Raw genomic sequence first — 21,450 nt, 5'->3', positions numbered from 1 at the left:
AATTCACATTTAACTGGTGAAGTAAAATTGACGATTCACATCTTGAGATTTTTCAAAAATTTAATAATTCACTTAAAAAGTAAAACGCACAATTCACATTTAACTCTTATTTTTGTAGCATGAACTACTCTGCAGAACTCAAAAAATTCGTAACCAGTCAATATGTATATTCTGCGATCAGAATTACACTGGCTACCGTTCTGCCCTGTCTTGTTCTCGCCCACTTTGGGATTCTGAAAGAATATTTTCTATTTCCGCTCGGAACCAGCTTTGTTGCTTTAACAGATCAGCCGGGACCTTTCATCAGAAGAAGAAATGCATTAACGTTTGCCATATTCTGCTTTGTATTCGTTGCAACGATTGCAAGCCTTGTGATGAACTTTAAAATTCTGGTTTTTGCAGAAATTATAATTTTTGGAATGTTCTTTTCCCTGATCGGAGTTTACGGACAGAGATTAGCTGCCGTTGGTTCTTTATCATTGGTTGTTCTTGCGATTTTCATCGACGGACATTTAACCGGAACCAATATTTTCAAAAGTTTACTGATTTTTGCTTCCGGATGTACTTGGTTTTTATTGATATTTCTTGTCGTAACGACCATTCAGCCTTACAAACTGGCAAGCCAGATGATTGGAGAAAATTACCTTCAATTAGCCGAATTTTTAAAAATCAAAGCCAATTATTATCAGAAAAATCCGGATTTTGACAAACTGACTACACAGGTTATCGCCAAACAGATCGGGATCAAGAACCTTCAGGAAGAAACCCGGGAAACGGTTTTCAAGACGAGAACCATCGTAAATGAATCTACTACAACAAGCCGTTTACTGATGTTGATGTTCCTGAATTCTATGGATCTACATGAAAAACTGATGACTTCAGAAAGTGATTATCAGAAATTGCAGCAGATTTTTGACGACACCACTATTCTTGTGGATATTCATGATTATCTTAATCTGCTTGCCGAAGAAATTACCAACATCGGAATCGCCCTGCAAATCGGGACAAAAGCAAAACCGTTATTTAATTTAGATACAGAACTGAGCAATCTAAATCATAATTATTTCGATCTCAGAAACAAAAAAATATCTCCCGAAAATTTCGAAAACTTCATGGTGCTGCGCCAGATTCTGATGCGCATTAACGAAATCACCAAAGAAATTGATGAGATTTATAAAGTTTTCTCCCAGAATGTAAAGCTTGCAAAAAGTCTTTCCACTGGTCTGGATCTTAAAAAATTCATGCCCAATGAGGAAAAACTGAATTTCAGAGTTTTAAGAAACAATATTTCACTTTCGTCATCTCATTTCAGACATGCGTTGAGAATTACGATTGCGTTATTATTGGGATACCTATTTTCATTATTCCAGTTTTTAGGAATCGGACACACCTATTGGATTTTAATTACCATTGTTGCGATCTTAAAACCCGCCTACTCCATTACCAAACAGAGAAATCTGCTCCGTTTATACGGAACTGTTGCCGGAGCTGTAATTGCCTATGGAATTCTGCATTTCATCCACATTAACGAAGTTTTATTTACCATACTTTTATTAAGCATGATTATGTGTTTCAGCTTTCTGAAGGGAAAATATTTCTGGGCAGTTCTGTTTATGACGATTTATATTTTTCTGAGCTTTAATTTTTTAAGTCCCGGAAAAGTCAACATCATTTTTAAAGACAGAATTGTAGATACCATTATTGCAGCCATAATTACTTCTCTGGTTGCCTACATCGTTCTTCCGGTTTGGGAGCATACCCAAAATCTGGATCTGATGAAGAAATCTGCGGAAGCCAATCTCAGTTATTTCCAAAGTGTAATTTCCAAGTTTCTGGAAGAAAAATATGATCTTGAAGATTATAAAGTAAAACGTAAAAACGCTATTATTTCGTTAGCAAATCTTTCTGACAATTTCCAGAGAATGATTTCCGATCCTAAAAATCAGCAGAAAAAACTGGAAGTAGTGCATCAGTTTGTAGCGACTTCACACCTTATCACCGCCTATACCGCTTCCCTTTCCCAATATGTAAAGGATGACGAAAAGTATCCTGAAATTGACGCCGAAAGCTGGAGCCGAAAAATAGAAGCCGAAATGCAGAAAGTTTCCATTCTTTTACATGGAGATACTATAACCGAAGAATTAAAAAAGGAAAGCCGCATAGAACCTGAAGATTCCTCTTTGGAAGATCTAATTTTAAAGCGAAAAACCGAGCTTACAGAAAATGAAGCCTATGATTTGAGAGATCCGAACAAAATTTCGCATTTAACGGAGCTAAAAAATATTCACGATGTTCTGGAACTGATCTTCGACGTTGCCAAAGAACAGCGAAAAGTAATTGAAAAATACCGGAATGAAACAGATTCTGTTGAAAAGAACAATTCTATTCTTCGACAATCGTAAAGCAGTAATCATCAAAAAATTCTACCCTTGCTTTGAATTCATCTGAGATTTTATCATCATGAACCCTACATTTGATGTGATGAAGGTATTTCAGTTCAAAAGGCTTCACTTCATAATGCTTTTTCAGCGACCAGTGTTTGGAATGATGAATTTTATACATACTTTCTTTAACGCTCCAAATAATCGTGTAAAAAGTCACTTCATTGTCTGATGGAATAAATCCGCGTTCATTTTCGTAGGTGAATTTATCAATGACCCTTAAAATTTTAGGATTAAATTTCTCAATATCTATTCCTATTTTATTCTTTGAAATAGCGATGGCTGCAAAAGGAAATGAATGCGTAATGGATATTTCCGCATCTTTCGGAGATAAAAATGGTTCTCTTTCTTTATATAAAATCTTGGAATCAGGTTTTAGGCTTTTTAATAATTTACGCACCATTAAAACCTCCAGTAATTTTTTGGGATGATAATCTTTTACTTTATCGGCATTTTCGGGTTCCAGAAGTTCATGAATATCCAGTGTTTCATCTTCATCATATTTCCATACGAGAATTGTAGCATTATCATCAGAAAAATCGCGGTAAAGTGGCATGTATTGAATTATTTTGCTAAAATAACAATTTCTTATGAATCGTATTTTGAATTCAGAAGTATTCAAAATTATTAAATTCAGATTTATATTATCTATTATCTTAAATGTTGTTATCTAAAATGCAATAAAAATCGTTATAATATGCTTAATATCATATAATTCTTGACAGAAGTATGTTTTTTTATCTAAATTATTAATTGTAATTTTGCACATTATCAATTGAATTAAAACTTATTCATTCATATGAGTACTACAACACAATACATGCCTTATAAAGTTAAGGACATCTCCCTTGCAGAATGGGGAAGAAAAGAAATTACCCTTGCTGAAGCGGAAATGCCTGGTTTGATGGCAATTCGTGAAGAATACGGACCATCTCAACCATTAAAAGGTGCAAGAATCGCAGGATGTCTTCACATGACGATCCAGACTGCTGTACTTATTGAGACACTGGTAGCTTTAGGTGCTGAAGTTACATGGTCTTCTTGTAATATTTTCTCTACACAGGATCACGCTGCTGCTGCTATTGCTGCTGCAGGAATTCCGGTTTACGCTTGGAAAGGTATGAACGCTGAGGAATTTGACTGGTGTATTGAGCAGACTATTTTCTTTGGTGAAGACAGAAAACCATTGAACATGATTCTTGATGACGGAGGTGATTTAACCAATATGGTGTTTGATAAGTTCCCTGAACTTACTGCGGGAATTAAAGGTCTTTCTGAAGAAACTACAACAGGTGTTCACAGATTGTACGAAAGAATGAAGAACGGAACTTTGGTAATGCCTGCCATCAACGTAAACGATTCTGTAACGAAATCTAAATTCGACAACAAATACGGATGTAAAGAATCTGCAGTAGACGCTGTAAGAAGAGCTACAGACGTTATGTTAGCCGGAAAAAGAGTGGTAGTTTGCGGATACGGAGATGTAGGTAAAGGTACTGCTGCTTCTTTCAGAGGAGCGGGTTCTATTGTTACAGTTACTGAAATTGATCCAATTTGTGCGCTTCAGGCTGCAATGGACGGTTACGAAGTAAAAAGATTGGATACTGTAGTGGATAACGCAGATATCATCATTACAACAACAGGTAACTTCAACATCGTAAGAGGTGAACATTTCCTTAAAATGAAAGATAAAGCGATCGTTTGTAACATCGGACACTTCGATAACGAAATCGATATGGCTTGGTTAAACGACAACTACGGTCACACAAAATCTGAAGTAAAACCTCAGGTTGATATCTACACGGTAGAAGGTAAAGAAGTGATTATTCTTGCGGAAGGTAGACTGGTAAACTTGGGATGTGCAACAGGACACCCAAGTTTTGTAATGTCTAACTCTTTCTCTAACCAGACTTTGGCTCAGATTGAACTTTGGAACAACTCTGAAGCTTACGGAAACGAAGTATATATGTTGCCTAAACATCTGGATGAAAAAGTAGCAGCTCTTCACCTTAAGAAATTAAGCGTTGAACTGGAAACTCTTTCTCCTGAGCAGGCTGAATATATCGGTGTGGATGTGAAAGGTCCATTTAAGCCTGAGTATTACAGATACTAATAAGCATATCTGCTTTTATATATTGAAACTCTCCCAAAAAGGAGAGTTTTTTTTGGTCTTTCCGGCGGCGGCTTCGCCGCCGGAAAGACCAAAAACCAATAAATAATTACTTTTCATCCAATAAATTTAAATTCCAGACAATAAAATTTAATCATTTAAGTTGTCGTTCACATTTAATTTAAATTAATATCTTTGAAACCTTTAACAAAAACATTAAACATGAAAAAGCAAAATGTATCAACTGCATTTGTCGCGGCATCTTGGGTTGCTTTAGGAGCCGGAATGATTGGTTTTATCGTAGGTTTAGCGAGAGCGGAAATGCAGCTTAATGAGAAAGGATATTATTTCACGATTCTTCTGTACGGACTGTTTGCCGTGGTTTCTTTGCAGAAAGCAGTGCGTGACAGGCTGGAAAACATCAAAGTAACTGATATCTACTATGGAATCTGTTGGTTTGCTACCCTTTCCTCCATTGTGTTACTGGCAATCGGATTATGGAATGCCACCATTCTTCCGAGTGAAAAAGGCTTCTACGGATTTGCCTTTTTACTGGCACTTTTCGGAGCCATTGCGGTACAGAAAAATACGCGCGACAATATGCTTCAGGAATAAAAAATGATTATACTCTCCAAATTCGGAGAGTTTTTTTATACTACATCTTTCGAAAAAAATATTTTGTTAATATTTTTCATTAAAATATGATTTTTAATGAAATTTTTAATTATTTCATTACTTTTACAAAAAATTAATTCACAAAAAATTAACATGATTAAAAAACTAATAACCGCCAATCTTTTCATGCTTTTACTTCAGACAGTTCATGCGCAGAATGAATTCATTACGATCTGGAAGCCCAATACCTCATCCCATAATCTACTGAATCCTGTAATGCCTTCAACAGCGGGAGACGGACAGATCTGGTTTCCGGGAATCGGGGAAAATTATAAAATTGTTTGGGAAGAAGTTGGTTTTCCATCGCACACAGGAACGATGAATGACGTAATTTCAACCGAACGTATTCTTATAGATTTCGGAACTCCTCTCAATCCTAATGCGGCAGAAGCTAAATACAGAGTAAAAGTATCCAATGGAAACGGAACTTTCAGACAGATAAAATTCGGAAAAAATGTAATCTCTTCAAGCCTTATTGCTGATATTCCAGTAATTTCAACTTCGGGAAGTACCAATAAAATTGTAGAGATTGAACAATGGGGAAACATCCAGTGGACTTCTATGAATAATGCTTTTGCGCAGTGCATGAATATGGAACTTACCGCAACAGATTCTCCGGATCTTTCAAATGTAACAGACGTTTCAATGATGTTCAACAATGCTTATAATTTTAAAGGCGCTCCTTCGATGGCAAACTGGGACACGTCTACCATCCAGAATTTTAAATACATGTTCGGGTATATTTCTACGCCACCAATAGGCTTTCCGTTGATTGAATCTTTCAATGCACCGATAGGATCATGGAATTTATCTTCAGCCGAAGATCTCAGTTATATGTTTACCAGAAGAAAGGCCTTCAACCAGAATTTAAACAACTGGAATGTTTCGAAGGTGACAAATATGGCATATATGTTTGCCGAAACACAAGCCTATAATCAGCCAATGAACAACTGGAATACATCAAAGGTTACCAATATGACCTTCATGTTTCATTTCAATCCTGCGTTCAATCAGCCTCTCGATCAGTGGAATACATCGAATGTTATAAATATGGGACATATGTTCCACGGCTGCTCTGCCTTCAACCAGACCATTAATGTATGGAATACCAGTAAAGTTACGGATATGAATACCATGTTTACTGAAGCCACAAGTTTTAACCAAAGTTTACATTCATGGAACATCCCGGTTCTTGCTTCAGGAAATAATATGTTTTATAATTCAGGCATCAATTGTGAAAACTACAGCAATATTCTTTACGGCTGGGCTCATAATCCGAACACCGCAAACAATGTATTTTTACAAAGCTTAAGTCCGCTTACCTACTCCGGCGCAGTGGCTGGTGAAAGAAATATTCTTATCGGTAAAGGCTGGACGATAACAGGAGATTCTGCATCTGAGTGCAACTTTCTGGGCACTTTAGACATCAAAAACCAAAGAGATAAAGAAGAGATCTATCCAAATCCGGCAACAAACTTTATTTTCGTTAAAACATCTGATGCTAAAAATTATACCATCTTCGAACAAAGCGGAAGAATCGCTGCAAGAGGAATTTTAACCAACGGCGAAATTAATATTGATTTTTTAACTGCCGGAAATTATGTATTACAGATCAATTCCAAAGGAAAAAGTCAGTCATTTAAATTCATTAAAAAATAAAAACCTCACAAACGTGAGGCTGTATTCTAATCTGTAAATGATCTGTATTTTAAATTTGCTCAAAATAATTAATCGATCATTTACAGTAAATTATTTATCAAAATGATTTGGGTGCTGTGCTTTGATAGCATCCACTGTTCCCAGAACTTTTTCTTTTAAAGATTCCTGATATATCTGAAGATTTTCAGCAACGGTTTCATCGGAGCTTCCGATAATTTTTGCAGCTAAAATCCCCGCATTCAAAGCACCGTTCAAAGCAACTGTAGCTACAGGAATTCCGCCCGGCATCTGAAGAATTGATAATACAGAATCCCAACCATCAATAGAGTTGCTCGATAAAATCGGAACTCCGATCACAGGTAAAGTTGTACAGCTTGCTACCATTCCCGGAAGATGGGCTGCTCCTCCCGCTCCTGCAACAATTACTTTCAAGCCTCTTTCTTTAGCTGTTTTTGCATAGTCGAACATTCTTTCCGGTGTTCTGTGGGCAGAAACTACCGTCAGTTCATAAGGAATGTCTAAAGATTTTAAAAAATTCGCTGCCTGTTCCATGATCGGTAAGTCGCTCTGACTTCCCATTATTATTCCTACCATTTTTCAATTTATTAGATGCTCAAAGATAAAAAATTAAAAAACCTCATGCAAAAAGGCGTAAAAGTTGTTCAGCAATAACAATGAAGATTAAGAAAGCTTTTGAATCAGCTTTTTATTGAATATATTTGCCGCTAAGACCACCATTTTGAAAGATTTTAAGCTTACTCTTGCCATTTTCACCGTTGCTGTTGTATGGGGAACCACATTTTTATCGATCCGTGTTGCTGTTGAAACCATTCCGGCTTGGTTTGTTGCGGGGATCCGTCAGTTTCTGGCAGCAGTTATCATGCTTTTGATTTTACTGTACAGAAAACAGTTCCAATGGATTGGCTGGAAAAACCTGGGATATCAGCTTATTTTTTCTTCACTGATGGTGATTATGGCAAACGGACTTACTACCGTTGCTGAAGAAACCTTAACCAGCAGTTTAACTTCATTAATCAGTGCCACTTCACCCATCGTCGTATTTTTGGGAAGTGTTGCCATCGGATTGCAGAAATTCACAATTCGTGCAATGGTCGGTCTTTTCATGTGTTTTGGAGGCATTTTATTCATCTTCTGGGACGGTATTAACGATTTAGCCAATCCGGATTACAGATTTGGGATTCTCCTTTTACTCTTTGCCATTGCAGGATGGGCTTCAGGAACAATTTTTACTAAAAAAATGAATATTCAGAGTAAGAATATTTCGCTGAACCTCTTCTATCAGTTTGCATTTGCAGGGATCATTCAGATCATCTTTGCTTTACTTTTCAGTGAAAATTATAACTTCGAAAACTGGTCTGTAAAAAGTATTTCCGCAATGCTTTATCTTTCGCTTTTTGGCTCGGTTGCAGCTTTTTTTGCTTATCATTATGCTTTAACCAAGGTTTCTCCGGTTCAGGTTTCTATTCTAGCATATATCAATACCATTATTTCCATTTTCTTAAGCTGGCTGATCCTTAATGAAGAAATTTCAGCTAAATTTATCATTGCAGCAATATTGATCATTTTGGGTGTTTTTGTTATTAATTACAACAGAGAAATGTTCAAAAAACAACGAATCGGATAAAAATTAGTCTGAATTATTACTGTTCAGACAAAAATACAGACTTTAATCTTTCCGTTTTTTTTCCTATATTGTTTTCACCAAGTTATTCAATATGATAAAAAACGCCTTATTTGCAGTTTCTGCTATTCTTCTGCTTTTAACAAGCTGCGACAATAGAAAAAAGGAAAATGACCTTACTTTAAGAGAGCAGCAATTACTGGAAAAAGAAAAATCATTCGCCCAGAAAGAATCTGAATATCAGTCTCTTTTAAAAATGAGAGACAGTATTTTTGCTAAAAAAGATTCTGTGAAAATTGTGGTCTGGCCTGCTGAAATTGCCGGATCCTGGACGGGAAAAGTGGTCTGTACAGAATCCAACTGCAGCGATTATGTAGTCGGAGATCAGCGTACCGATACGTGGGAATTCGACAGCGATTCTATCCAGTTGGTTACTAAGATCATCAATAACAATAATCTGGTAAGACTTTACTCCGGAAAATTTGAAAACAACGAGGCAAAGCTTACTTTTAAAACAGATTCTACTTCGAAAAAACAGGTCGAAATGAATGTGCTTCTCAATGATTTTTCAGCCAATAAAATTAGAGGTACAAGAACCATTGCAGTAGACAACAACTGTATGGCAAAATTCTCTGTAGAACTAATCCGTTCCACCAAATAAACACATAATGACTTTACTGAGCATACACAACCTGAGTCTTCCCATCGAAGACCCGGTACTTAAATTTCTTCTGGTTTTAATTATTATTCTTGCCGCACCCTTGCTTTTAAATAAAATAAAAGTACCTCATTTATTGGGGCTGATTATTGCAGGTGCCGTTATCGGTCCGAACGGTTTTAATGTTTTAGCGAGAGACAGCAGCATTGTAGTGACGGGAACTACAGGACTGCTTTACATCATGTTTCTTGCCGGACTGGAAATAGACATGGGTGATTTCAAAAAAAATAAATGGAAAAGTCTCACTTTCGGAATTTATACCTTTACTGTGCCTTTTGTTTTAGGATATTTCGGCGCCTATTATATTCTGCATTTTTCTGTCCTTACGTCTGTTCTCTTTGCCAGTTTATTCTCGTCACACACATTAATTGCCTATCCTTTGATCAGCAAGTTGGGAATTGCCAAAAACCCTGCAGTAAATATTACGGTGGGCGGAACGATGATTACGGATATTCTTGCGCTTTTGGTTCTTGCCGTAATTGTGGGAATGTCGCAGGGTGATGTCGGCACAGAATTCTGGGTGAAACTTTCAGTCTCATTCGTTGTGTTCGGACTGATTGTTTTGCTGATTTTCCCCATGATCGGACGTTGGTTTTTCAAAAAAGTAGATGATAAAATTTCGCAGTATATTTTTGTTTTGGTGATGATCTATCTCGCCGCTTTACTGGCAGAATTGGCAGGAGTTGAAGCCATTATCGGAGCGTTCTTTGCAGGATTGGCTTTAAACAGGCTGATTCCTCACACGTCATCACTGATGAACCGTGTAGAATTTGTGGGAAATGCAATTTTCATCCCTTTTTTCCTGATCAGTGTAGGAATGCTGATTGATTTCAAAGTCTTTTTTAAAAGCTGGGAAACACTGGAAGTAGCCGGAATTATGCTTTTAGCTTCAATTGGCGGAAAATATCTTTCGGCGGTAGCTACACAGAAAACATTCAGGCTTACGAAAGAAGAAGGAAAGCTGATTTTCGGGCTGAGTTCGGCTTCGGCAGCGGCAACACTAGCTTCAGTAATGGTAGGTTATAATATTATCCTTTCGGAAACGGAAACGGGAGAACCGATCAGATTACTAAATGAGCACGTTCTGAACGGAAGTATTCTGCTGATTCTGATTTCATGTACGATATCATCTTTTGTTTCGATGGCAAGTGCACAGAAAATAGCGGAACAGGACAATGAAGATACAGTTTCCGGAAATACGCATGAAGAGGAAAATATTCTTTTAGCTTTAAATTATGAAGCCACCGTCGAAAGAATGGTGAATTTGGGAATTTTAATTAAAGCCCATTCCAACACAGAAAATATATTTGCGCTGAACGTCATTAACGAAGATAAAAATGAATCTTCTGTAAAAAATGCCGAAAAACTGCTGCACAGCGCTACAGATACGGCTGCTGCTGCGGATGTGAAAATTCAGCCACTGAAAAGATACGATAACGATGTCATCAATGGAGTGAATAACGTTATTAAAGAGCAGAATATCACCGATATCATCATCGGACTGGAAGATGAAAAAGGTTTTTCCCCTTCTTTTGTGTACAATCTTTACAACGGCTATCTTCAGAACGACCACGTTAATGTTTTGGTGTATCACGCTGCACAGCCTTTGTCGACCATCAAAAAATATGCGGTGATGATTCCCGAAAATGCTCATAAAGAAGCAGGTTTCTTTCATGCGCTTTTAAGGGTATGGAATATTGCCAGAAACTCCGGCGCGACCATTGTTTTTTATGCTTCGGAAATTATTCTGGATATCCTTCAGAAAATTATTAAAAAAGCCAATATTGAAGCGGAATTTATTATTATGAATTCTTGGAAAGACGGCGAAAAAACCGCTGCGGAACTTAAAGAAGATGAAGCTTTAATTGTTTTTATGGCAAAAAGAGGCATGAAGTCCTACATTCCGCAGATGAGGCTGATTCCGGAACTTTTGAACCGAAATCTTCGCAATAATAATTATCTTTTGATTTTTCCGTTCTCCGAATTTGATGAAAATGATGTGGAAAAACGTTCCGTAGGAAATCATGATGATTTTATGGAAATCGGAAATGTGATTAAGAAGATATTTAAGTAGGAGCCGACAATTATGTATTTAATTTCTAAATAAAAAAGTGTATTTTTCAAATCAGATATAAAAAAACGCTAAAAATGTCAGAAATTAAATATGGTAGAAAGTTTTTTGATTATGATGAAATAGATTATTATCAAATTGAAATTGAGATGGAAGATGCTGCTAACATATACAAGTTTAAAAAAAGATCAAATATTGATAACCTAAGATATCAAGTAATCTGTAATAACATCCCTAAAAACATTGATGATCTTGATTTTCTGAATTTTATGAATGAAATCGGCTATAGAAAACAGAGTATAAATACTTCCAATTTTAGCAGTGTAGATAAAATATTTGTAGAAAAGCCAGCCGGCGAAAGGATGGCTGCTGGTTGCATTGCTGTTTTTAGAGATATTCTGATTTTTAAGAAGAATAAATTGGTTACCGGGATCGCTAAAATATGTTTCAGTTGCCATAAATATCAATTGGTAGGCACAGAAGCCCAAACAGAAAATTTCGGTTCTAATGATGATTACTCAAAGCTTGCAGGTATTTTATACAATACAGAAATTAATTTATGAAAAAAATAGTTATCCTGTTCGTTTCACTTGTTGCTTTAATGATTATTTCAGTTACGATATACTGGAATCTTCCGATTGAAATCACTAGAAAATCGGATATTGAAAAAGGAAATAAAATCATTCAGAATATTAAAAGTTATGAAAATAGGTTTGGCAAGCTTCCCGAAAACAGCGATTATAAAACCTTAGAAAATTTAGGTTTACCACATGAAGATTCACGGGTTTATCTTGATTATAAAACAGATAACAAAGGTAATTTTGAACTTACTTATCTTGAAGGTTTTGACGGACCTTATCTTTTATGGAATTCTCAAGAAGGAAAATGGACGATTGATTATCCGAAGATCCTCAAGTAAAAAGACTGCCTTCTCAAGCAGTCTTTTTCAATGATGTAAATAGTAAAATTATTCAGAAATAACTCTTACCATTCCTTTCACCATCACCAGTTTTTCCATCAGTTCTTCTCTGGATTCTGCCAGAACATTGATGTGCCCCATTTTTCTTCCCGGTTTGGTTTCTGTTTTTCCGTATAGGTGAACGTAGGTTTCAGGAAGTCTTAAAACATCTTCCATTCCTTCATAAACTACTTTTCCGGAAAAGCCTTCTGCGCCTACTAAATTCAGCATTCCGCTGTAGATAATGGCATCCGTATCTGCCAGAGGTAAATTCTTCACCACGCGGTACATCTGCTCAAACTGTGAATTGGCATTTCCTTCCTGACTCTGATGTCCTGAATTGTGAAGTCTCGGAGCCGTTTCGTTTACCCAGACTTTTCCTTCTTTATCTAAAAACAGTTCGATGGCGAAAAGTCCCGGAGAATGAATCGCATTGAGGAATTTTTCTGTAATCGAATTGATCTGCTCTTCAATTTCTTCGGTTAAAAAAACAGGACAGATATTGAAATCCAGCAGATTAAGCTTCGGATCGGCAACCATTTCAGTTACAGGGAAAGTTTTTGTTTCTCCGTTTTCATTTCTGGCAACAATTACGGAAAGTTCTTTATCAATATCCACTAACTTTTCGATCACAGAATCCTGTATCCAGAGATTTTTCATGTCTTCATGGGTGCGGATTACCTGAACCCCTTTTCCGTCATAACCTCCTGTGTTCATTTTCTGTACAAACGGCAGAGGCATTTTGATTTCGTCAGAACTTCCATCCATTACTTCAAATTCCGGACTTGGAATATCGTGTGCCGCATAAAATTGTTTCTGAAGAATTTTCTGCTGAATCGTTTTAATGATTTTAGAATTCGGAACGACTTTTATCCCCTGATTTTCAAGTTCGGCAAGAGCATCCGCATTTACGTGCTCGATTTCGATGGTTACCACATCTTTATCCTTACCGAAATTCAGAACGGTTTCATAATCGTTGAAATTTCCCTGGGTAAAGTAGGAAATATTATGACAGGGTGCGTCTGAAGCAGGATCCAGCGTATAAAATTCATCATCGTATTTCAATGCTTCCTGAATCAGCATTCTTCCGAGCTGTCCTCCTCCTAAAATTCCAATTTTCATTTTTTACTTTTATTTTCTGTTAGATTTAATATAGTTTAAAATTTAACGCTAAGCTCACTAAGAGTTTTTAAAAATTTACTCATTATTTTTCGCTCGCAAAGGCGTTTCACTCAGCTATGAGCATTATATTTTATTGAATTTTATCAATTTTCAGATATCCCAGTTCCACTACGTTTTCCTGATTTTCAGCATTGGATTTTATTAATGAAATCGAATATTTTTCTTTCATTTTTTCAGGAAGAATATCATTTACCTTAAAAATATCATCAATGTCTACACCGTGTTTATCATCGATATGACTTTCCGCTCCTTTGAATCCCATGGTTTTATAAAATTCTGTGGCTTTTGCTCTTTTGGTAACTTCTGCCATAGAATTTCCAACCATTAAATGCTGTTCATGAAATTCTTCAAAAAAACCTCTTTTATATCCTCCAAGGTTAATAAAATAAAGCTGTTCTTCCGATGTTTTCTCTCCTCTTTCTGTAATTTTCACTTCATAACCATCGATAAAACGCACTTCCTGATAACAGTCGATGTGTATTTTAGCATCTTTCCAGAACTCTTTCATATCCGGAACCAGATCTTTCAGGCTTTCCGCAATTCCGAAGAAAACATCGTGCTGCTCTATATTTCGTCCTTTCGGGGTGGCTCCGAGGATGATATAAAATAATTTCATATAAAATTCTGTTTGTGCAAAAATACGTCAAATTTATCTTTTTTAAACGTTTGGCAGACTAACGCAATAGTTTTATATTTGTAACATGTCAGAAATCATCATTCTCTTTCTTGGAGCCATTTCGGCAGGACTTCTGGGTTCTTTGACCGGATTGGGAGGAGGAGTTATCATTATTCCTTTATTAACGCTGGGTTTCGGCGTTCCTATGCATTACGCCATCGGTGCTTCTCTTATCTCTGTTATCGGAACTTCTTCCGGTGCGGCGGTAGCTTTTGTAAAAGAAGGCTTTACCAATATGAGAGTCGGGATGTTTTTAGAAATAGCCACTACTTCGGGCGCCATCGTCGGAGCTTTGGTTTCCGGAATGCTTAATCCGAATACTATCGGAATTATTTTCGCGAGTATTCTCCTTTTGACGGTTATTTTAAATTTAAAAGGAAAACCGGATCATCAGGAACCTATTATTAAGGGAAGTCTGGAAGAAAAATTAAAATTGTTCGGAACTTTTCCTGATAAAGGGGTGGTGAAAAGCTACTCTGCAAGAAATACAGTTCCCGGATTTCTGATGATGATGTTTGCAGGAGCCATGTCCGGATTACTGGGAATCGGTTCCGGTGCGCTGAAAGTTCTGGCAATGGATAATATGATGAAACTGCCTTTTAAAGTTTCTACGACGACGAGTAATTTTATGATCGGGGTAACAGCGGTTGCGAGTGCGCTGATCTATTTTCAGAGAGGTGAAATTATTCCGGTTATTGCAGCTCCGGTTCTTATTGGGGTTGTGGTAGGAAGTTTTATCGGATCTAAAACGCTGATGGTTTCCAAAACCAAAAAATTAAAGACATTCTTTGCCATTGTCATCACAATTCTTTCGGTTTACATGATGTACAACGGTATCAATAAAAGCTTCAGATAATGAGAAAGAATTTCACGGATGTAGATCTGAACCGTTCGGTAGGAAATTTGCTGAGACTGGGAGTTATCCTTTCTGTTGCAACATCTTTGATCGGCTTTATCAAACTTTTCACGGAAGGATTTAAAATGCCTAAAAAATATACTTCTCTGGATATGGGAGAATCTTCGGAAAAAGTGTGGGGACACTTCTGGAATTCGCTTTGCAAAGGAGAAGGAATGGCGATTATCCAGTTGGGAATTCTTCTTTTGGTTTTTACTCCTTTAATGAGAATTATTTTCGCATTGATTGGTTATCTAAAAGAAAAAGACTACATCTACGTAGTCATTTCTTCCATTGTTCTTGCAATTATGGCAATCAGTTTCTTTACGGGGTATGCGCATTAAACTTATTCAGATTTCTTCTTCAGAAAATCTTTTTCTAAAGAATCGAGTTCGTCCTGATATTCTTTTTTGTTCATAAAAACAGCCGGATTGTACTTATCTTTTGGCTTATGCTTTTTGTGTAAATCAAACTGACTTGCATGGGAAGCAACCCAAATATCGAAATTCAGATTTTTCATGGCATTTAAAGTATATTCATAATCTTTTTCGATAGAAGGATATGCGGTAACTTCAGAAAACTTTTTGTCAATGATAATAGTCGGCATATTCGCAATTAAAACTTTATAGCTTCTTTTACTGTCTTTGGTTTCAAACAGAAAACTGCATGATCCTTTCGTATGACCGGGATGATGAAGCATTGCTAATTTCGCATCTCCAAGCGTTACTACATTTTTATCTTTTAAAATATAATCAGGTTTTACAGGTTTAAAAGTAACACCGTATTTTCCCAGTTCATAATCCGATTTTCCACCGCTTTTCAGGACATCGGCATCGGCTTCATCCACATATAACTTTGCCCCGGTTTCTTTTTTGATGTCTGCCATTGCGCCCAAATGATCGTAATGCGCCTGTGTAAGCAACAATATTTTGGTATCCTGATATTTAAAACCAAGCTTTTTAATATTATTTTTAATGATCGGAAGCGAATCGGCAAGTCCTGTATTGATTAAAATATTTCCTTTATTCGTAACGATAAGATATGACGCAAGATCGTACGTTCCTACATAATACAGATTTCCGGCAATCCTGAACGGTTCGTAAGATTGTGACCATTCTTTAGGATGATCTTTCGGTTCATTAACTTTCTGAGCATTGATATTGGTTAAAACAAATGCTGCAAAAATCACAACAAGTTTTTTCATCATTAATTTAAATTTTTAAAGATTACATTTCATAAAATTCTAAAGGAAGCTGATCCGGATCCTGTGTGAAGAAAAATTCTTTTCCGGTATATTCGTCTATCCTTATTTCTTCGCACTCCAAACCTTTATGAATTAATTCTTCTCGCTTATCCTTTACATTTTCAACCGAAAAAGCCAAATGTCTTAAACCGCAGGATTCCGGTCGGGAAGGTCGTTGCGGAGGATTCGGAAAAGAAAACAATTCTATAACATAATGATCTCCGATGGCAAGATCGAGCTTGTAAGACTGTCTTTCTTCACGGTAAACTTCACGAATGATATTTAAATCTAAAATCTCTGTATAGAATTTTTTAGAAATTTTGTAGTCTGAACAGATAATGGCAATATGATGAATTTTCATTACTTAATGTCTTTACAATTATTTCTTCTGGTATCAATAACATATTGAATCTTCCACTCTGTTCCTATTTTAATAAGCTGGAAACTGTTGGCTCCGCAATGAGAAAATTTTCTTTTGTAATAAAATGAATACGGAGTAAAAACACTGGCAAGATTTCCGTCTGTATGGATGGCTTCAATAGTAATTTTTTCTTCTAGATCGCCTTTTGCCATTTGAGAAACAGAGTTTACAAAAGCTTCAATATCTTCGGTTTTTACGCCGTCTTTTGTAATGGTCTGAAGAATCGCGGTATCTGCAAAGGCGGATTTCATCATTTCAGGATCGGAATTTTTCATTCCGGCAAATAAATTGCGGATGGGTTTTTCAATTTCTGCATTCTGATTTTGCTGTCCAAAGCAAAGAGTTCCCAATAACAGGGAAACAGCCCACATTTTGTTCATAGGTTAGATTTTTTTATCTGAAGGTTTAAAATAACGAAATTTTAAATTTAATTTCAAATGAATTAACAAAGTTTAAACAGCAATCCGTTTGAAAACTTATAAAATTACACTAAATTTATCTGTTTATTTGAAAAATATATGTGGACATTTTACCTGAGTCTTACCTTTTTATTATTAATCTTAACCATACTGCCTAAAATTCAGCATTCGCACTGGATTTTCCGTGTGCCTGAATTTGGTAAAATACAGATCACATTTTTTACTGTTTTCACCTTTATTTTAGGTTTTTTTGTAAAAGATTCAGCATACTTTTGGTATTTTCAGGGACTTTTAATCTTAATGTTCATTCATCACAGTATCATTCTCATAAAATATACTCCGCTTTATCCGGTTAAGAAGTATTCTCAGAAGTACAAATCTTCAGATAAAGTACATTTTATTTCTGCCAATGTTTATCAGTTTAATACAGAATATGACAGGTTTATTGAGCTGATCGAAAAATGTAAACCTGATATGTTTCTGACTATGGAAAGTAATGGAGACTGGGAAAAAGCATTGCGAAAACTTGAAAAAGAGTATCCTTTTCAGCATAAAGTGACTTTTGAAAATACATATGGAATGCATTTTTATTCCAAATTAAAAATCGAAAGTTCCCAAACGCATTATTTCGTGGCAGATGATATTCCAAGTATTGAAGCGCATCTGAAAACCGAGGATGGATTTTCTTTCGTCTTCTTCGGAGTTCATCCACCTCCGCCAAGCCCAACGGAAGAAGAAACCTCAAAAGAGCGAGACGGAGATCTTCTGAGTGCCGCCAAAAGAATTACCGAAATAAAAAAACCGGTGATTGTTGTAGGAGATTTCAACAATGTAGCGTGGTCGAAATCATCCATTCTTTTCAGGAAAACAAGTCATCTTATCGATCCGAGAATCGGGCGTTCTTTTGTTTCCACCTTTCATGCAAAATACCGTTTGCTGAGATTTCCGATTGATCTGATGTTTCACAGTGAAGAAATTTTTATTGAAGACCTGAAAACGCTTGAAAATTTCGGTTCGGATCATCTACCTGTTTTCTGTGAATTTTTCATTGATTATGAACAGGAGGAAGAACAGGAGGAACGAATCGATTATGCCACAGCAGAAGAAAAAGCCGAAGCGGAGGAAATGATTGAGGAAGGAAAAGAAGAAGATGGAGAGCGTGATGCAGTGGTGACAGAAGATTAAAGTGATATAAGTCTCATAATTTATTCTACAGAACTTAATAGATTTTCTATAGAATAAATTATGAAAACTTTAATATCTTATAAATCAATTGAACTTAAAATGTTAACATTCCGGAACATTCACCGCAATTGCCAAACCGCCTTCGGAAGTTTCCTTAAAACGGTCATTCATGGATAAAGCGGTTTCCCACATCGTCTGGATTACTTCATCTAACGTTACTTTTGCTTTCGCTGGATCACTTTCCAGCGCAATGTTGGCTGCCGTGATGGCTTTTATCGCTCCCATTGTATTTCTTTCGATACAAGGAATCTGTACAAGTCCTTTTATCGGATCACAGGTTAAGCCTAAATGATGCTCCATGGCAATTTCGGCTGCCATTAAAACCTGACCGACACTTCCTCCCAAAATTTCGGTAAGACCGGCTGCAGCCATCGCCGAAGAAACGCCTACTTCCGCCTGACAACCGCCCATTGCCGCAGAAATGGTTGCATTTTTTTTGAATAATGTACCGATTTCTCCTGCTACTAAAAGGAATCTCACAATGTCATCTTCGCTGGTAAATTCCGTAAAAGCCTGTGCATACATCAAAACTGCCGGAATTACACCACTTGCACCGTTCGTAGGCGCGGTAATGATTCTTCCGAAACTGGCGTTTTCTTCATTCACAGCCAATGCAAAACAGGAAATCCATTTATTGATATTGGTGAAATTTTCTTCGGCTTCTACAACCTGCTGAAACCATTCATCTTTATTTTTGTAGATTTTATCTCCCAGTAATTTTCTGTTGATTCCGGCTGCACGACGCGTAACATTCAATCCGCCCGGAAGAGTTCCTTCTTTATTGACACCTTTGTAAATGCATTCTTTGATTTGCTGCCAAATGTAAAGTGCTTCCGCTCTTGTTTCGTCAGGTGTTCTCCAGCTTTCTTCGTTGATTAAAATTAAATCTGAAATGCGATTCAATCCTAATTTTTCACAATATTTTACAATGTCTGAAGATTTATGACAAGGATATAAGGTTCGGACACAATGTTTCTGAATCGATTTTTTTTCCTGACTCATGATAAAACCGCCGCCTACAGAATAAAAATCCTGCACAAGTTCGGTTCCGTCTTCAAAAACAGCTTTGAAAATCATTCCGTTGGGATGATACTCCAAAGATTTATGCATATTCAGCACCAAATGATGCCCGTAAATGAACGGAATTTCTTTTTCGCCACCCAGATTGAGAATTTGGGTAGATTTTATTTTTTCTATTTTTTCATCAATTTTTGTGGTATCGATTGTTTTAAAATCTTCTCCATTCAGACCCAGCATTCCGGCAATATCGGTTCCGTGACCGATCCCCGTTTTTGCCAGTGAACCGAAAAATTCAAGGAAAACTTCTTTTACCTCTTCAATTGATCTTTCTCTTTTAATAATCCTGATGAATGCAGATGCCGCATTCCAAGGTCCCATTGTATGCGAACTGGACGGACCTATTCCTACTTTTATAATCTCAAAAACCGATATTGATTCCATATAGAAAATTGCTCATTTTTCCTAAACGCAAAGATACACGATAAATCGAGATGCAAAAGCCGGAGTTGAAAATTCAGCTCCGGCTTTCAAATTAAAACTATATGAACACTTGTAGATAACCTTTTTTGTGTGAATGGCGAATGGTGAATCTGCTTCACATTCAATTATTAATTGTTTTTAAGCTTAAATAAATTAACAATTGACCATTTATTATTCAATATTCTCTTTCTCAGCAGAGACTTTCTTCATGCTGCGAAATATCCAGTCCCATATCTTCGGATTCTTCTGAAACTCTTAAAGTAATAATGCTGTCGGTAATTTTATACAAAAGCAATGATCCGAAAAACGTAAAAACAGAAACCAACAGTAATGCAGCCATATGATGGGCAAAAACTTCAAAACCACCGTGAAGAAGACTTGCTTTTTCGCCGTGTGCAAAAATTGCCGTTAAGATCATACCCATGATTCCTCCTACTCCATGACAGGCAAAAACGTCTAAAGTATCATCAATTTTCTTTAACGCTTTCCAATTCACCATTATATTAGAAACAATAGCAGAAATAAATCCTATAAAAAGACTTTCTGCAACGGAAACAAAACCACAGGCGGGAGTAATTGCGACTAAACCAACAACGGCTCCAATGCACGCTCCTAAAGCTGAAACTTTTCTTTTATTAATCCTGTCGAAAAAGATCCACGTCATCATCGCGGAAGCTGAAGCTATTGTTGTTGTTCCGAAAGCCGTTGCTGCCGTTGCATTGGCTGCCAAAGCCGAACCTGCATTAAAACCAAACCAACCGAACCAGAGCATTCCTGTTCCCAACATCACGTAAGAAATATTGGAAGGATCGTGATGAGGTTTTTTCCTGTTTCCAACCACCATTGCGCCTGCTAAAGCTGCAAAACCGGCACTCATGTGTACAACAGTGCCTCCTGCAAAATCTTTTACACCAAAATATTTATTCAGTAATCCGTCCGGATGCCAAACCATGTGACAAAGCGGGGTATAAATAAACAGGCTGAAAAGTACCATGAATAAAAGGTAAGAGATAAAACGTACTCTTTCTGCAAAAGAACCCGTAATTAACGCAGGAGTAATGACTGCAAATTTCATCTGAAATAAGGCAAAAAGAATAAAAGGAATCGTAGAAGCCATCGCTTTATGCGGCAATACTCCTACTCCGCTGAAAAAAGGATAGCTCAAAGGGTTGCCGATGATTCCGTAATGTTCTCCATTGATGGTAAAACCAATAGAATCTCCGAATGAGAGGGAAAAACCAACCACTACCCACAAAATAGAAATTACTCCCAAAGCAATAAAACTTTGAAGCATCGTAGAAATTACGTTTTTCTTTCCCACCATTCCTCCGTAGAAGAAAGATAAGCCGGGAGTCATTAATAAAACAAGACCTGCCGCAGCAAGAATCCAAGCAACATCTGCCCCTACAATTTTATCCTCGCTTAAAAATGCTCCGGTATTCGGAAAATCTGTAATGGGACTCCAGAATAGTCCGCCAACGGCAATCAAAGCAATTATCGCAAAAGAAACGATCCATTTTAAACCTACTGTCATAAAAATTTGTGTTTTACCCCTTCAAATGTAAGGATAAATTTTTAAAAACAATAAAAATTCA

Annotated in this window: 20 protein-coding genes and 1 pseudogene; 12 read left to right on the top strand and 9 right to left on the bottom strand. The window is 36.6% G+C overall.

Features of this window, described 5'->3' with window-relative positions:
* The first annotated feature begins 119 nt into the window (after positions 1 to 119).
* Positions 120 to 2,402 (top strand): FUSC family protein, encoded by a 2,283-nt coding sequence (locus H6W52_RS05380; protein ID WP_116096501.1) that lies wholly within the window; start codon positions 120 to 122, stop codon positions 2,400 to 2,402.
* Here the strand turns inward: H6W52_RS05380 and H6W52_RS05375 are convergent.
* On the bottom strand, positions 2,383 to 2,997 hold the full coding sequence (locus H6W52_RS05375) for a 4'-phosphopantetheinyl transferase family protein (RefSeq protein ID WP_087711396.1): 615 nt from the start codon (positions 2,995 to 2,997) through the stop codon (positions 2,383 to 2,385). The genes H6W52_RS05380 and H6W52_RS05375 overlap by 20 nt on opposite strands.
* Before the next feature lie 243 nt (positions 2,998 to 3,240).
* Between H6W52_RS05375 and ahcY the strand changes: the two genes are divergently transcribed.
* From ahcY to H6W52_RS05360, 3 genes are all read left to right on the top strand, one after another.
* Positions 3,241 to 4,554 (top strand): adenosylhomocysteinase, encoded by a 1,314-nt coding sequence (ahcY, locus tag H6W52_RS05370; protein WP_116096503.1) that lies wholly within the window; start codon positions 3,241 to 3,243, stop codon positions 4,552 to 4,554.
* Positions 4,555 to 4,773: 219 nt separating this feature from the next.
* Positions 4,774 to 5,166 (top strand): inner membrane protein YiaA, encoded by a 393-nt coding sequence (yiaA, locus tag H6W52_RS05365; protein ID WP_076396732.1) that lies wholly within the window; start codon positions 4,774 to 4,776, stop codon positions 5,164 to 5,166.
* A 153-nt stretch (positions 5,167 to 5,319) separates the two neighbouring features.
* On the top strand, positions 5,320 to 6,885 hold the full coding sequence (locus H6W52_RS05360) for a BspA family leucine-rich repeat surface protein (protein WP_116096565.1): 1,566 nt from the start codon (positions 5,320 to 5,322) through the stop codon (positions 6,883 to 6,885).
* A gap of 90 nt (positions 6,886 to 6,975) precedes the next feature.
* Here H6W52_RS05360 and purE read toward each other — a convergent pair whose 3' ends face one another.
* Complete coding sequence (gene purE, locus H6W52_RS05355; RefSeq protein WP_116096505.1) at positions 6,976 to 7,479, bottom strand: 5-(carboxyamino)imidazole ribonucleotide mutase; 504 nt, start codon at positions 7,477 to 7,479, stop codon at positions 6,976 to 6,978.
* 145 nt (positions 7,480 to 7,624) lie between these two features.
* Between purE and H6W52_RS05350 the strand changes: the two genes are divergently transcribed.
* The 5 genes from H6W52_RS05350 to H6W52_RS05330 all read left to right on the top strand — a co-directional run bounded on the left by H6W52_RS05350 (position 7,625) and on the right by H6W52_RS05330 (position 12,235).
* Positions 7,625 to 8,530 carry a DMT family transporter gene (locus H6W52_RS05350; protein ID WP_116096507.1) on the top strand — a complete coding sequence of 302 codons (906 nt, stop codon included), beginning with the start codon at positions 7,625 to 7,627 and terminating at the stop codon, positions 8,528 to 8,530.
* Between the two features lie 91 nt (positions 8,531 to 8,621).
* Positions 8,622 to 9,188 carry a hypothetical protein gene (locus H6W52_RS05345; RefSeq protein WP_087711404.1) on the top strand — a complete coding sequence of 189 codons (567 nt, stop codon included), beginning with the start codon at positions 8,622 to 8,624 and terminating at the stop codon, positions 9,186 to 9,188.
* Positions 9,189 to 9,195: 7 nt separating this feature from the next.
* A complete protein-coding gene (locus H6W52_RS05340) occupies positions 9,196 to 11,319 on the top strand; it encodes a cation:proton antiporter (protein WP_116096509.1) in 2,124 nt (707 codons plus the stop codon).
* A gap of 74 nt (positions 11,320 to 11,393) precedes the next feature.
* Positions 11,394 to 11,879 (top strand): hypothetical protein, encoded by a 486-nt coding sequence (locus H6W52_RS05335; RefSeq protein WP_116096511.1) that lies wholly within the window; start codon positions 11,394 to 11,396, stop codon positions 11,877 to 11,879.
* Positions 11,876 to 12,235 (top strand): hypothetical protein, encoded by a 360-nt coding sequence (locus H6W52_RS05330; protein WP_116096513.1) that lies wholly within the window; start codon positions 11,876 to 11,878, stop codon positions 12,233 to 12,235. The genes H6W52_RS05335 and H6W52_RS05330 overlap by 4 nt, the downstream gene beginning before the upstream one ends.
* Before the next feature lie 48 nt (positions 12,236 to 12,283).
* On the opposite strand, the gene H6W52_RS05325 is transcribed toward H6W52_RS05330, so the two are convergent.
* Together H6W52_RS05325 and H6W52_RS05320 are read right to left on the bottom strand one after the other, a co-directional pair.
* The gene (locus tag H6W52_RS05325; RefSeq protein WP_116096515.1) at positions 12,284 to 13,396 is read right to left on the bottom strand and encodes a 5-(carboxyamino)imidazole ribonucleotide synthase; all 1,113 of its coding nucleotides are present in this window, start codon (positions 13,394 to 13,396) and stop codon (positions 12,284 to 12,286) included.
* A gap of 130 nt (positions 13,397 to 13,526) precedes the next feature.
* Positions 13,527 to 14,072: a DUF1543 domain-containing protein gene (locus tag H6W52_RS05320; protein ID WP_076396748.1), complete on the bottom strand. Its 546-nt coding sequence runs from the start codon at positions 14,070 to 14,072 to the stop codon at positions 13,527 to 13,529.
* An 85-nt stretch (positions 14,073 to 14,157) separates the two neighbouring features.
* Between H6W52_RS05320 and H6W52_RS05315 the strand changes: the two genes are divergently transcribed.
* Complete coding sequence (locus H6W52_RS05315) at positions 14,158 to 14,988, top strand: sulfite exporter TauE/SafE family protein (protein ID WP_076396750.1); 831 nt, start codon at positions 14,158 to 14,160, stop codon at positions 14,986 to 14,988.
* Positions 14,988 to 15,371, top strand: a complete 384-nt coding sequence (locus H6W52_RS05310) for a DUF1634 domain-containing protein (RefSeq protein ID WP_076396752.1) — start codon at positions 14,988 to 14,990, stop codon at positions 15,369 to 15,371. The genes H6W52_RS05315 and H6W52_RS05310 overlap by 1 nt, the downstream gene beginning before the upstream one ends.
* 2 nt (positions 15,372 to 15,373) lie before the next feature.
* Here H6W52_RS05310 and bla read toward each other — a convergent pair.
* The 3 genes and pseudogenes from bla to H6W52_RS05295 form a co-directional block, all read right to left on the bottom strand.
* Positions 15,374 to 16,238 (bottom strand): annotated as a pseudogene (gene bla / locus H6W52_RS05305) (subclass B3 metallo-beta-lactamase).
* A gap of 15 nt (positions 16,239 to 16,253) precedes the next feature.
* A complete protein-coding gene (locus H6W52_RS05300; protein WP_116096517.1) occupies positions 16,254 to 16,631 on the bottom strand; it encodes a VOC family protein in 378 nt (125 codons plus the stop codon).
* Complete coding sequence (locus H6W52_RS05295; RefSeq protein ID WP_116096519.1) at positions 16,631 to 17,071, bottom strand: nuclear transport factor 2 family protein; 441 nt, start codon at positions 17,069 to 17,071, stop codon at positions 16,631 to 16,633. The genes H6W52_RS05300 and H6W52_RS05295 overlap by 1 nt, the downstream gene beginning before the upstream one ends.
* 138 nt (positions 17,072 to 17,209) lie before the next feature.
* Here H6W52_RS05295 and H6W52_RS05290 point away from each other — a divergent pair, with 138 nt between their 5' ends.
* Positions 17,210 to 18,295, top strand: a complete 1,086-nt coding sequence (locus H6W52_RS05290) for an endonuclease/exonuclease/phosphatase family protein (RefSeq protein ID WP_116096521.1) — start codon at positions 17,210 to 17,212, stop codon at positions 18,293 to 18,295.
* 102 nt (positions 18,296 to 18,397) lie between these two features.
* On the opposite strand, the gene H6W52_RS05285 is transcribed toward H6W52_RS05290, so the two are convergent.
* Positions 18,398 to 19,816, bottom strand: coding sequence for an L-serine ammonia-lyase (locus H6W52_RS05285; RefSeq protein WP_116096523.1), 1,419 nt, complete (start codon positions 19,814 to 19,816; stop codon positions 18,398 to 18,400).
* Positions 19,817 to 20,045: 229 nt separating this feature from the next.
* On the bottom strand, positions 20,046 to 21,389 hold the full coding sequence (locus H6W52_RS05280; protein WP_087711437.1) for an ammonium transporter: 1,344 nt from the start codon (positions 21,387 to 21,389) through the stop codon (positions 20,046 to 20,048).
* Positions 21,390 to 21,450: the final 61 nt, after the last annotated feature.

This window comes from Chryseobacterium sp. C2(2020), assembly GCF_014218915.1.
Lineage (GTDB): Bacteria > Bacteroidota > Bacteroidia > Flavobacteriales > Weeksellaceae > Chryseobacterium > Chryseobacterium mucoviscidosis.
Note: the sequence above shows the minus strand (reverse complement) of the source record. Positions and strands in the feature narration are given on the sequence as shown.